The following is a 13,020-nucleotide window of genomic DNA, read 5'->3' on the forward strand; positions in this document are numbered from 1 at the left end:
AATAACTGTAAATTGACAGAGAGCCTAGAGCTCCGTTGCTAGCAAGTGAAGCACGGGGTTTTTGTGTTTTTTAGGGGCAGCCGCTTTAACAGAACAGGCTGAGTAAGGAGGTGTTGCGTATGGTCCATAAGTTAATCGGCGGCATTATTGTACTCTTTTTGCTTGCCGGCAGCTTCCTGGTATTTGGCCAGGAAAGCAGGGATGCGCTTAAGTCCGGCTCGTTTAAGACCGTGACCGACGGCGCCGGGCGCCGGGTTGCTGTTCCTGAGCAGCCGCAGCGGGTCGTGGCGCTCAATGCTTCCAACATTGATTTGTATCTTGGCGCCGGCGGCAAGCTTGCCGGCCGGGCGGCAACCAATACCCTGCCAGCCGCTGTACGCGCCGCCGTGCAGGCAGTGCCGACAGTCGGCCTGCCGCCAAACCCGAATCTGGAGCAGTTGGTTGCCTTGAAGCCGGATCTGGTGCTGGCGGCCAATATTCCGTTCCATCATGTGCTGCTACCTGTTCTGGAAAAGGCAGGTATCCCCATCCTTATGCAAACGCTGGACAGTTATCAGCAGGTTTTGGATACGCTGGCATTTTACGGCGAACTCACCGGGCAGCCGGATAAAGCGGCTGCCGAGATTGCGCGGATTGAAAACCGGTATAATGCTGCTGTGGCAAGTGCTAAAGGCAAGCCTGCGCCCCGGGTGCTCATTTTGTGGGGAACGACGGAAAGTTTTAATATGGCGCTGTCTAACAGTTTCGCCGGTGATTTGGTGAAACGCCTGGGCGGCGTCAACGTGGCCGAGGCGGCTGAAAATACCGCAGCGGCGGGCGGCTATGCGCCGCTCAGTCTGGAGTTTGTGGTCAAAGCAAAGCCGGAGGTCATTCTGTTCATCACGCACAGCTCCGACGAAAAGGTCGAGGCGAAGTTTCGCAGCCAACTGGCCAGCCAGCCAGCCTGGCAGGGGATCGAAGCCGTACGGCAAAACCGGGTGTATAAACTGCCGTATCATTTATTTGCGGTAAATCCCGGCACACAGGTCGGTGACGCGGTCGCCGTGCTGGCCGGGTTGTTATACCCGGACGGCCGGGATTGAAGCGGTGAGGAGGCTTGAAACTTTGCCAGGAGAGGAAATGACATAAGTTTTACCTTAATTGGGAAATAGATTGAGAGGAGATTGCCAAGTGAAAAGAAGTAAGTATCCGAAATCAAGCAGAGTTGCGCTCTTAAGCCTCGGCATCATTTCAGCGCTGAGCTTCCCGGTACAGGCCGAAGAGGTCTTTCCGCTCGAAGAAGTCGTGGTTACCGCTACCCGCACCGAGCAGGGCGTGAAGGAAACGCCGGCCGGCGTGCAAGTCATCACCCGGAAGGATATCGAAACTATGGGGGCGCAGAGTGTTGTCGGGGCGTTAAAACTCGCTCTGAATCTCAATCTTAGCGAGGCCGGCATGACCGGCAATCAAGTCAGCCTGCGCGGGATGAACACTAACCAATCGCTGATTTTGATCGACGGACGGCGGCTGGCCGGTGAGGATACCGGCACGACGGCCAATGCCTATGAATTGAACCGCATCAATATTAATAATGTCGAGCGGATTGAGATTGTGCGGGGGCCGGTTAGTTCGCTCTATGGCTCCGACGCGTTGGGCGGCGTCATTAATATAATTATGCGCAAACCGGAAAAGCCGCAAAGCACTATCGGCCTGTCCACCGGCAACCGGCAGCAGAATGCGTCCTATCATTTCGATATGGGCAAACAGGGCAAATGGGCCTGGTCCCTGGATACCTCTTTTACTGATATTAAGGAAGTAAATCGCTCCGACAGTACCAATATGTTTGGTCCGCGCCAGTTTTACAATCTCAGCGGGACCTATGATCTGGCGGCAGACAAGAAACTGGATGTATTTTATGAACGGATGAGCGAACATCTGAAATCCGATTTTAGCGACGACAACAGCCGCGACTATTACAACAATACAAGAAATTCTTACGGGGTGACCCTGCGGGGACAGACCGGCCGGGGCAATTATGAACTGCGTACCTATTACAATGAGCTGGAAAAAAATAATGATACCGTGCTGGCAACCGGTACCTACAGCGATTTTGACCGGGCCAAGTATAAAACCTGGGTTATTGACGGGAAAAATACAACCAGGTTAAATGACAATCATGTACTGACTTATGGCGCTGAATACCGTTCCAACGAATACCGGGGCACCCGGCTGGAAGATAACGGGGATGCTGCTTCGGTCATAACCGAGCACGGCATCAGTAAAGCCATATCGGAAAAAAGTGTGGAGTATCAGGCTGCTTATGTTCAGGATGAGTGGAAGCTGAGTGATAAACTGCTGCTCATTCCTTCACTGCGTTATGATGACAGCGACAAATTTGAGGATAGTTTAAGCCCGAAGCTGGGAATGACATATAAGTTCGCCGACAATTTCCGGCTGAAGACAAACTTCGGTAAAGGGTTTAAAGCGCCTAGCATCAGCGAGTTATATATGAAAATGACCCATAGGCCTATCCCGGCGATGACGGTAATTGTTTCCGGCAATCCGAATTTAAAACCGGAAAAATCAACGAGCTATGACATCAGTCTGGAAGGGGAAAGCGGCGCTAACTTTGGGAAAGTGACTTATTTTAACAATGACGTCACCGATCTTATTAGTACAGAGACTACGCAGGCAGGGATGGTTTATACCTCCAAGTATGTAAATGTCGACAAGGCGAAAATTAAAGGCTTGGAACTGGAAGGCGGACGGCATCTTTCGGACCGGTTTACCTTGAAAACAGCCTATACGTATCTGGATGCCCGCAATGCAAAAACCAATGAATTTCTAGACAGCCGGGCCAAAAACCGGTATTCTGTCCAATTGCATTACGACGATTCGCAAAATTCCGGAGTGAGCGGCATCCTCTGGCAGGAGTGGGTGCGTGATTACCGCTACAGCGATGTCGACTATAGTTATAATACGTTGAATTTTACAATCAATAAAAAATGGAATGAGCGCTATAGTACTTACTTTGGCGTTGATAATATTCTGGACAAGAAGATTGATGAGCTTGTCCTGGAGGGCCGCCTGTGGCGACTGGGCGTAAATTATACATTCTAATGACAACTTTACTTAAACCGCTTTGGCTGCTAAGTATTCTTTTTCTGCTGCTTTCAGGCAGCATAGCGCAGGCAAGCGAGCCGGAAACTGTTCTTTTGTATGATACTGTCACCGGGCGTCAGGTATCGCTTGTTGAGCTGGGAGAACGCCTTACCGGCTATGATGTTTTACTGTTTGGCGAATATCATGATGATGACCGGCTCCACCGCCTGGAAGCGGCGGTATTGGCTGCGGCTTGCGCCCGGAACCCGCAGCTGGCTGTTTCCCTGGAGATGTTCGAACGGGATGTCCAGCCGGAGCTCGACCGTTATCTGGCCGGCGAGATTGCTGAAACTGTTTTTCTGGACCGATCCCGCCCCTGGAATAACTACACAGTCGCTTACCGGCCGCTGGTTGAACTGGCGAAAGAGAAGGGACTGGGAGTTATTGCCGCCAATATTCCGCGCAGCGTTGCCGCACAATATGCCAGAGAGGGTTCGCTGGACGGCGTTTCTGAAGCAATGCGGCAGTATTTGCCGGCTGTTCACCGTTATCCGGACGGTGAATACAAGCAGCGCTTTTATACCCAGCTGCAGGCGCTGCCGGCCCAAAACAGCGGGATGAAAGTGGCGCCGGAGAGGCTGGAAGCTTTTTACCGGGCCCAGTGCCTAAAAGACGATGCCATGGCTGAGAGTATCGCCAGGTATTACCGGCAGAATCCGGGCAGAAAGATTGTTCATTATCAGGGCGATTTTCACAGCCGCTCCCGCCTGGGGGTTGCGGAAAAATTGCAGGCGCTTGAACCGGCAGTAAAAATCCTGGTCATAGCTCCTTACTATGCAGCCGATTTTACGGATTTGCCGGCTCAAGCCCGACACCTGCGGGCAGACGCTGATATTATCGCTTTCCTGCCGCCGCCAGGCAAACAATAGGCTAAAGGGGTCTCAAATGGGTTTTTCAACCTATGAGAGGCCCCCTTTGCATAGAAACACGGGGACAGGGACCGTGTTTCGCAGTGGCTTTGACTTTAAAAGTGTTTTCGAAAGTTGATTTAGATATGCCAACCCGGCTAAATACGGAATTATTCCAAGAGAATCGAAATCCGGGCTTCATAATAGTAGGGATCTTCGAAGACGGCGATATCATCGAGGATGTTTTCCACATAGGCATGGCCGGTGAAGGTAAGTTTGTGCTCAGCCGCATAGTCCATAAGCTGTTGAAAGATTTGATCAATCTGGAGCCAGTTTCCTTTATAGTAGCCCACAAGGTAACGGCCTTCAGGTCGATAGGCGCAATTCATTAAGGGAGCTTTGGTTTCATCAACAAGGTAAAAACAATTGGCAACCTGGCTGAATGCGTCTTGACTGAGACCGCTTGCCTGCAATTTTCTTGCATCCAGCATATAGCCGCATGGGTAGCCGCTGTAGCTATGGGTATGATAGCAATCATACATAAATTTGGTGAGAAACTTCATTGCTTTTTCAAGCGGCATATCAGACATTGATTCGCTGACTACTATTGCCCGGGCTTTTAGTTCCAGGATTTCGATTTTGGCAGGATCAACCGTTTGGTTGGTTTCCATACTGGTAATTTTATTTTGTATAATCCTTTTAAGCCAGAGAAGTTCGGTTAATTCCTGTTCCAGCATTTGATTTTGCCTGTGAAGAAATTCCAGTAATTTTTGCGGGGTGTAGTTAGTCAGGTGTTCTTTTATCTCTTCCAATGGCACCCGGAGTTTGCGCAAAAGCAGGATGGCATCAAATAATGGCGTCTGAGCAATTGTATAGTAACGATAGCCATTCTCGTTCACTACAGCCGGCTTAAATAAATCGATGCTGTCATAATACATCAGCGTTCGTTTGTTAATACCGTAGATAGCGGCGAATTGTCCGGTAGTAAACTGTTTCTGTGAAAAATCATTCATAGCATATTCTCCTCTTGACTATACAGTTACTGTATAGTTTATAATACCTTAATATAGTAAAATTAGTCAATTATGGAGGATAACCGATGAACACTTATGGTATTAGAAAGCAATAGCTAATGTTGGGTTGAGCAGAAAATTATGCTGCTCGCTTTTATTTGCAAACAGGGAGGTTGAGGAGTGTGCTTCCAGCAAAAATGTTAAAAAACTACATAGGATTAGGCGCGGTTATGGTGATGCTGCTTACCGCCGGCTGCGGCGGGCCGCAGGAGAGTGCGCAGCAGAAGGCAGTACCGGTCAGAGCCATAAAGATCCTACAGCAGAATGTACAGATAACCAATGAATATGCCGGACAGGTACAGGCGAAAAATGAAGTAAAAATTCAGGCGCGTGTATCAGGCAATATTATTGAAAAAATGGTTTCCGGCGGGGATCTGGTTAAAGCCGGGCAGCCCTTATATCGAATCGATGGCACGCAGTATGAAAGTACATTGCTGTCTGCCCAGGCGCAATTAGTGCAAGCCGAGGTGAATTTAGAAAATGCCCGTACCGACACCGAGCGTTATCAGAGTCTGCTCAATGCCGCAGCCATCGCGGAACAGCGGCTGACTACCCAAAAAGCGGCTGAGCGTCAGAATGAGGCCCTGGTGTCTTCCTATCGCGCCCTGGTAAGAAAAGCGCAGGATGATGTAAATAGTACGTTAGTTGTTTCCCCGATCGACGGCCGGATCGACGTAAATGACGTCAGTGTGGGCACTTATGTGCAGGCGGGCAGTACCGCATTAGTAACAGTGGGGGCCCTAGATCCGGTATTTGTGCAGTTTAATATGAGTGAGAACGAATACCTTAACCTGCGGCAGATTTCGCAAAACAACCTTGCCAACAGCGGCTGGGGTGACAACGTGATGATCACCTTAAGCAATGGCGCCGCATATCCGCTAAGCGGGAAAGTGACGCAGGCGGACAGAAGCCTGGCCAATAACAGCGGGACTTTAGCGCTGAAAGCTTCTTTTGCCAATCCGGACGGGATTTTAATTCCGGGTATGTTCGCCAGAGTTAAAATCGCCGGCGCCCCAATTAAAAATGCGGTGCTGGTTCCCCAGCGGGCTGTGCAGCAGATACTGGACAAATCGCTGGTTACGGTTGTCAACGCCGAAAATAAGGCAGAGCCCCGGGCAGTGACGCTGGGGGAGAAGGTAGGCAGTTTCTGGCTTGTAAAAGATGGATTGACAGTAAATGACATCGTTGTCGTCGAAGGCCTGACCAAGGTTCAGGAAGGAGCGGCGCTGGATGTGACTATCGTCACGCCGGCGGAGTTGGCGTTGTCTATTAACTCATAGGAGGGGTGACAATCGTGGCAAGATTTTTTATAGAACGTCCCGTTTTTGCAATTGTTCTTTCAATTATGATTGTAGTAGCGGGAACGATTGCCGGCCTGAGTCTTCCTATCGCCCAGTATCCGCAAATCCAACCGCCAACGGTATCGGTATCGGCAGCTTATACCGGCGCCAACGCCGAGGTTGTTAACCAGACGGTAGCCCAGGTTCTGGAAGAGCAGATTAACGGTGTGCAGGGTATGAACTATATGAGTTCAAACTCCGATGACTCGGGCGCTTATAGTCTGGAAGTGGTTTTTGAGCTGGGAGTCGATGGCGATATCGCTGCCGTCAAGGTGCAGAACAGTGTTGCCCAGGCTAACTCCGCTTTGCCGGCGGAAGTAACCGCAGCCGGTATTACCACCAAAAAAGCCTCTTCGGACATGGCTATGATGCTGAGTTTCTATTCGCCCAAAGGTACCTATGACAGTACCTTCTTAACTAACTATTTCAACGTATATTTAAAGGATGCAGTTAAACGGGTCAACGGTGTCGGCGATGTCATGGTTTTTGGAGCGGAGCTCTCCCGGCGCATCTGGATCAACCCGGATCGCATGGCCGAACTGGGATTGACGGTTGCCGACGTGATTGAGGCTATCAAGGAACAGAATGTGCAGGCGCCGGCCGGTACCATTGGCGCTATGCCTGTACCCAAGAAACAGGAATTTCAGTATACAGCCAAAGTGCAAGGCCGCTTAACCAGTATTGCGGATTTTGAGAAAATCATCGTGAAAGCCCAGCCGAATGGCTCGTTTGTTTATCTAAAGGATATTGCGCGGATTGAAAATGCCGGTAAAGATTTGAATTACACAACTAAGCAGGATGGAGCCAACGCCGCTGCGGTTGGCATTCAACTGACCAGTGATGCCAACGCAATGAATACCATTAAAGGTATAAAACAGGCAGTGGCTGCGGCGGCAGTGAATTTTCCGCCGGATCTGAAATACCGGTCTGTTTTTGATAATACCGACTATATATCAGAATCGGTGTCCGAGGTAGTTAAAACCTTCCTTGAAGCCATGGCGCTTGTTATGTTCATTGTTTTTATCTTTCTGCAAAGCTGGCGGGCCACGCTGATTCCGATGCTGGCCGTTCCGGTATCGCTGATTGGTACGTTTGGCGCTTTTATTGTTCTGGGTTTTTCGATCAATACATTAACGCTTTTTGCTATGGTGCTGGCCATTGGCCTGGTTGTCGATGATGCTATCGTTGTTATTGAAGCGGTTGAGCATCACATACGCTATAATAAGCTGACACCTGCGGAAGCCACAAAACGAGCCATGGACGAAGTGTCGGGTCCGGTTATTGCCATTGCCTTTGTCTTGGCCGCCGTATTTATTCCGGTTGCTTTTATTGGCGGCATGGTGGGTGTTCTCTATCGCCAGTTTGCCTTGACGATTGCGGTTTCCATGGCTCTATCCGCTGTTGTCGCCCTGTCGTTGACCCCGGCGCTGTGCGCCATGCTGTTAAAACCCCATGAAGAGCAGTCAAAAGACACGGCTTTGGGCAGGTTTTTCAACAATTTTAACAATTGGTTTGATCAGATCACGCGCACCTATAGTGAAACGGTTAAATCATTAATCGCCAAAGCAAAATACTGCTGCATCTTTTTGTTGATCGTTTTGGTGGGAACGGTATACTTATACAAAATTGTACCGACGACGTTTATCCCGGATGAAGATCAGGGGTTCTTTGCGACGGTTGTCAGTCTGCCGGAGGGGGCGAGTATGAACCGCACCCAGGCAGTTACCGACCGTCTGGCGGAAGAAATTAAAGTATTACCGGGTGTTAATCAGGTTATTTCCGTAGATGGTTTTGATATGTTGTCCAATGGTGTAAAAGCCAGTACTTCCGTCCTCTTTGTCGGTCTTGAACCGTGGAGTAAGCGTAGAGATGCCGCTACCCAGGTCAATTCCCTTATCGGTCAGGTTCAAGGCAAGGCGGACCAGTTTCCCGAAGCTTCGATAATGGCCTTTAATATTCCCGCGCTGCCGGGACTGGGGATGGTTGGCGGGTTCACCATGGTACTGCAGGATATGTCCGGCCATAGTAAGGAAGAACTGGATGCGATTACGAAAAAGTTTGTTATTGCTGCCAATCAACAGCCGGAAGTGGCTGCGGTATACTCTACGTACAAAAGTGATTCTCCTGGTTATGAATTCGAGGTGGACCGGGAAAAGGTAAAGAATCTGGGAATTCCCCTAAACGATGTATTTACTGCACTACAAGTCAATTTCGGCGGTACTCAGGTGAATGATTTCAATATGTTTAACCGCACCTATAAAGTGGTTATGCAGGCAGATACCATGTTCCGCAATGAAGCTGACATGACGCGTTTTATTTATGTCCGTTCCTCAAATGGCGCTATGATTCCGCTCGATACTCTGTTAAAACCGAAGCTGACAACCGGACCGTCCATTATTTCCCGTTTCAATGCGGCGCGCAGCATTCAGATCAACGGTTCTGTCGGCGAGGGCTATAGTTCAGGGCAGGCGCTGGCGGCCATGGAGAAACTGGCCAAAGAAACGCTGCCTGCCGGTTTTAACGTGGAATGGTCAGGACAAAGCCGGGAGGAAAAGAAGGCCGGCAGTACAACCATGCAAATTTTAGCATTGGCGCTGGTATTTGTCTTTTTATGCCTGGCGGCGCTGTATGAGAGCTGGAGTGTTCCGTATGCGGTCATGCTTTCTGTACCTACCGGAATTTTTGGCGCATTATTGTCCCAATACACTATGAATCTGCAAAACAGTGTTTACATGCAGATTGGCGTGATTATGCTTATTGGCTTAGCCGCTAAGAATGCCATTCTGATTGTTGAATTCGCCAAGGTCAGAGTGGATAAGGGCATGGAACCGGTTGAGGCTGCTATCGAAGCGGCCGTGCTAAGGCTCCGGCCGATTCTGATGACCTCTTTCGCCTTTATTATCGGTTGTCTGCCATTAGCGATGGCCAGCGGCGCCGGGGCGGGCGCAAGACAGGCGATGGGGACGGCGGTTGTCGGCGGCATGACAGTAGCTACGGCGCTTGGCATATTTATCATTCCCGTACTGTTTGTTGTCGTGGAATGGACTGTGACTAAGCTGCAATGGAAGAAGAAGAAAGCCTGCTCAGCATAAGTTCTCTTCCCTGTAATTGAAGAAGCTCCACAACGGGATATTATTCCCGCTGTGGAGCTTCTTTGTGCTTGCCTGACCTTATTCCTGCCCGATATACTTGTTATCCTTACTATATATACTGATCGGCCAGACAAGCCACTTTAGGGAAAGGATGAACAGGATACCGGCGATTAGCCAATATATAGTATACGGTCCCCAGATCCCGTTAAGAGTAAAACTGATCAGGGGGCCGATGGCTGCGCCAACATCAATGGCAAAGGAATACGCGGTCATGAACGTTTTTTGCGCAGAACAGGATGCAACATCGCAGGCAATTGCGTCAATGACGGTTGTCAGGATGGTTGCGGTAAGGAGTATTGCCAGAATGAGCAACACCCATATCCATAAAGGAAGCTTGAGCGGAATCAGCAGAAAAAGGATTGCCGCAAGGACGAAAGTTACTATTAAGATGGTGCGGCGGCCGTACTTGCCGTCTGACATTCTGCCGAACCACGGCGCCAGCCACGGTTCCCAGCTCCAGCGCAGGGCCTGCAGTGTTCCGGCCAGCGAGGCAGCGCCGACAGAAAGACCGAGGATAGGAATGGTTGAAGAGTTATGCACCTGTACCAGGTAACTTAATGTGGCAGTGAAGGCTCCTTGATAAATCATTGCTATGCACAGGCCGGTTAATAATGTCCAGGTCACATTGGGATTGGCAGCGATCGCCAGTAAGCCCGCCGGCTTATTTTCCGCCTGTGTCCGGGGGTTGGTAGCGGGAATCAGGAGAAAGGCAAACGGAATGGCCAGAAAGGTCAAAGCTCCAAAGAACAGTGATGTAGCACCAATACCAAACCGGTCGGCCAAAAAGCCGCCCAGGAGCATACCTCCCAGGCTTCCCAACCGATACAGGCCGTTGTACATACCCATATAGTACCCGCGGTTACTGTCGCCGGAAACTTCCAGGATGGTAAAATAGGCGCCCAGACGCAGGAATGTCCAGGCAATTCCCCAGACACAGCGCAACAGGAGCCAAAGGATAAAGCCTTTGGCCGCTGCATAGGAGAGGGTTGTACAGGTAGCCAGTATTCCGGCGAATAAGATACCGTTCCGGCTGCTCATTTTTCCGTATAGCCAGCCAACAAGCGGATTCAAAGGCAGTCTCACAATACGGTTGACGGACAGAAGAATACCCACTTCCCAGAGGGAAGCAAGGCCTACGTCCTGCCAGTGGACTGGCAACACGATGTAGAGCATAGAGTCGCCGAGCAAACATGCCGCCGTAAGCAAAGAGATGACAATGACAGGTTTCCTGTTTAGATCCGTTGGCTTGGTCAAGATGGTTTCCTCCCGTAGTCCTGCGTAAATTGATTTTATATTCACTACGTGTTAATTTTAAATATAGAACTATAGAATGTAAATCAAATTAATTTACCAGGAAATATATAAATGTTCTATATTTGGGAGGATAGTATGAATTATTTAGGTATTGAAGCTTTTTTAGCGATTGTCCAGACGCATAACCTTAAGAGGGCTGCTGAGTTATTGCACCTAACGCAGGCCACTGTCAGTTACCGGCTGAAAACGCTGGAAAAGGATATGGGGGCTATTCTTGTAGAACGCAGCAAGGGAGTACAGAGAATCACGCTGACTCCTTTCGGCGAAAACTTTGTTAATATCGCGGAACGCTGGCAGGTGCTGAAACGTGAAACGGAGATATTACAGGCCAGTGGCTCGCAGTTAAGGCTTTCAGTTGGCGGGTCGAACAGCTTGAATACGTATGTTCTCCCGCCGCTTTACCGGGCGCTGTGCCAACACATGCCCAAAATGCGGCTTCAGTTTGTTACGCAGCATTCTGTAGAGCTCTATGATACCTTAGAACGCCGGGAGGTAGACGTGGCTTTCGTAAAAATGGAGAGAACCGTACCCAATATAGTGGTTACCCCCTTTTTTGTTGATGAGATGGTGCTGCTACGCAGGGCAACCGCCGGGAACCTTGAAGCCGGGGTTCATCCGGACGAACTGAACTGTGACCACGAAATATACATGAATTGGAGCCCTTCTTACCAAATCTGGCATGACCGTTGGTGGGATACTTTCAATTCGTCCCGTATTCGGGTAGATACTGCAGGTCTGATATTCTCGCTCCTGCAGGACCCCAAGCAATGGAGTGTTGTGCCTAAATCAGTAGCTGCCGCTTTTGTTAAGTCCGGCCAGTTCGCAATCCAGCAGCTATTGGATCAACCGCCGGGAAGAGTTTGCTACAAGATTACCCATAAATACCCTAAATCGACAATAAGTAAGAGTCTTAGCATTCTGGATAACTATCTGGACCTGATTTTATCTGACGCTTAACCTGCTCTAAGACTACTTTATAGAAGCCCTAATTTATGACGTTTGTTTTTAAAGCTGTCGATATCTTTTCAACTTATTTTTCGCCGTAAGCCAGCAGAACGGATGCTACTTCAATCTGCTTAGGGACCCATTTGCCGTTCTCATATTTCCAGATGGAATAGATATAGCCGATCGAGTCGGCATTGTACATTCCTGTAATACGTTGTTGCCCTCTAAGTTCGTATGTTCCATCACGCCCGACATCAAAAGGCGTTAGTCCGCCAAAAGGATTCACCGAGCCGCTTTGCTCCTTTAGCAGCTTTCCTTGGCTATTATAAAGGCCTGCTTCCACATACGTATCTTTTTTCTGGGCTAGATCCATAATTGTTGTCCGCCCGGTAGAAAGCTCCCGCAGTTCAAACTTGAACCTTTCCGCGAAATGCCCATTGATAAGGAGCCCCTTGTTTTCTTCTGAGCCAAAAATTATTTTCGGCTCACCGGCAAATGTGACAATACGATGCTCAGTGAGACCGCCGCTGCCGCCAGTGGGAATAGTAACCAATACGTCATTCACTTTATCGCCATCAAAGTCGCCGATAAAGAGTTTGCTGTCATAGCCGCCCACATTGGGCAGCTTTACTGTGACCGTATTGGGATTTGCCTCTTCCCTCACTAAAATACTAAGATCGTCAGTGAAAATGCTATTGGCGCTGGGTCTTTTGCCAATAAGTAAAATATCTCTGGGTTTGCCATCCGCGGTAACAGTTCCGGTCTGCCGGTCCAAGATTACATAACCGGCAGGGAGGTTAGGGTCGCTTGCCGGATTTGCCGGCGGCAGGTTGGCGCCGGGAGGGGTAGGGGAGGAGTTGGCGGCGCAGCCTGCTGAAGTTATCAGCACTAGCAGCAGTGTCAGTACGATCGTCAATCGGGCAAGATTTCTGTTCATGGCACTTCTCCTTTTTCGCTAGGTAATGTTTTCTACATCTATAAACGTTCTTTGCGTGATAAAGTAACTGAATATATATTGCCGCTAACTTATAAAAGCAAGGATTGCCTCCTTATTATTCGCTTTAACATAAATTTATATATTTGGAATTAGGAAGCATTAATGAAATTTTACCTGACGCTTGGCTTGTCAATAGCAATGAAACAACCCGCCATATTTTAGGGCGGGTTGTTTGTATTTCAGCTTTAAGCAGTGCCGATGCTGTTTGCC

9 protein-coding genes are annotated in these 13,020 nt (G+C 49.3%); 6 read left to right on the forward strand and 3 right to left on the reverse strand.

Annotation, left to right across the window (positions count from 1 at the left end; all coding sequences use genetic code 11):
* Positions 1-119 precede the first annotated feature (119 nt).
* The 3 genes from SATMO3_RS03940 (at position 120) to SATMO3_RS03950 (ending at position 4,010) form a co-directional block, all read left to right on the forward strand.
* Positions 120-1,082 (forward strand): ABC transporter substrate-binding protein, encoded by a 963-nt coding sequence (locus tag SATMO3_RS03940; RefSeq protein ID WP_371377776.1) that lies wholly within the window; start codon positions 120-122, stop codon positions 1,080-1,082.
* An 88-nt stretch (positions 1,083-1,170) separates the two neighbouring features.
* Positions 1,171-3,099: a TonB-dependent receptor plug domain-containing protein gene (locus tag SATMO3_RS03945; protein ID WP_371377779.1), complete on the forward strand. Its 1,929-nt coding sequence runs from the start codon at positions 1,171-1,173 to the stop codon at positions 3,097-3,099.
* Positions 3,069-4,010, forward strand: a complete 942-nt coding sequence (locus SATMO3_RS03950) for a ChaN family lipoprotein (RefSeq protein WP_371377782.1) — start codon at positions 3,069-3,071, stop codon at positions 4,008-4,010. The genes SATMO3_RS03945 and SATMO3_RS03950 overlap by 31 nt, the downstream gene beginning before the upstream one ends.
* A 149-nt stretch (positions 4,011-4,159) precedes the next feature.
* On the opposite strand, the gene SATMO3_RS03955 is transcribed toward SATMO3_RS03950, so the two are convergent.
* Positions 4,160-5,002, reverse strand: a complete 843-nt coding sequence (locus tag SATMO3_RS03955) for a MerR family DNA-binding transcriptional regulator (protein ID WP_371377785.1) — start codon at positions 5,000-5,002, stop codon at positions 4,160-4,162.
* A gap of 197 nt (positions 5,003-5,199) precedes the next feature.
* Here SATMO3_RS03955 and SATMO3_RS03960 point away from each other — a divergent pair, with 197 nt between their 5' ends.
* Positions 5,200-6,342 carry an efflux RND transporter periplasmic adaptor subunit gene (locus tag SATMO3_RS03960; RefSeq protein WP_371381668.1) on the forward strand — a complete coding sequence of 381 codons (1,143 nt, stop codon included), beginning with the start codon at positions 5,200-5,202 and terminating at the stop codon, positions 6,340-6,342.
* A gap of 14 nt (positions 6,343-6,356) precedes the next feature.
* Positions 6,357-9,494 (forward strand): efflux RND transporter permease subunit, encoded by a 3,138-nt coding sequence (locus SATMO3_RS03965; protein ID WP_371377788.1) that lies wholly within the window; start codon positions 6,357-6,359, stop codon positions 9,492-9,494.
* A 78-nt stretch (positions 9,495-9,572) separates the two neighbouring features.
* Here the strand turns inward: SATMO3_RS03965 and SATMO3_RS03970 are convergent, their stop codons facing one another.
* Positions 9,573-10,808: an MFS transporter gene (locus SATMO3_RS03970; RefSeq protein WP_371377791.1), complete on the reverse strand. Its 1,236-nt coding sequence runs from the start codon at positions 10,806-10,808 to the stop codon at positions 9,573-9,575.
* 135 nt (positions 10,809-10,943) lie between these two features.
* Here SATMO3_RS03970 and SATMO3_RS03975 point away from each other — a divergent pair, with 135 nt between their 5' ends.
* Positions 10,944-11,825: a LysR substrate-binding domain-containing protein gene (locus SATMO3_RS03975; RefSeq protein ID WP_371377794.1), complete on the forward strand. Its 882-nt coding sequence runs from the start codon at positions 10,944-10,946 to the stop codon at positions 11,823-11,825.
* Between the two features lie 73 nt (positions 11,826-11,898).
* Here SATMO3_RS03975 and SATMO3_RS03980 read toward each other — a convergent pair whose 3' ends face one another.
* Positions 11,899-12,750, reverse strand: coding sequence for a hypothetical protein (locus tag SATMO3_RS03980; RefSeq protein ID WP_371377797.1), 852 nt, complete (start codon positions 12,748-12,750; stop codon positions 11,899-11,901).
* Positions 12,751-13,020: the final 270 nt, after the last annotated feature.

Source organism: Sporomusa aerivorans, assembly GCF_041428895.1.
Classification (GTDB): domain Bacteria; phylum Bacillota; class Negativicutes; order Sporomusales; family Sporomusaceae; genus Sporomusa; species Sporomusa aerivorans.

Coding starts and splice junctions, on each gene's coding strand:
- SATMO3_RS03940 (WP_371377776.1), top strand. CDS start 120: ATGGTCCATAAGTTAATCGGCGGCATTATTGTACTCTTTTTGCTTGCC.
- SATMO3_RS03955 (WP_371377785.1), bottom strand. CDS start 5,002: ATGAATGATTTTTCACAGAAACAGTTTACTACCGGACAATTCGCCGCT.
- SATMO3_RS03960 (WP_371381668.1), top strand. CDS start 5,200: ATGTTAAAAAACTACATAGGATTAGGCGCGGTTATGGTGATGCTGCTT.
- SATMO3_RS03975 (WP_371377794.1), top strand. CDS start 10,944: ATGAATTATTTAGGTATTGAAGCTTTTTTAGCGATTGTCCAGACGCAT.
- SATMO3_RS03980 (WP_371377797.1), bottom strand. CDS start 12,750: ATGAACAGAAATCTTGCCCGATTGACGATCGTACTGACACTGCTGCTA.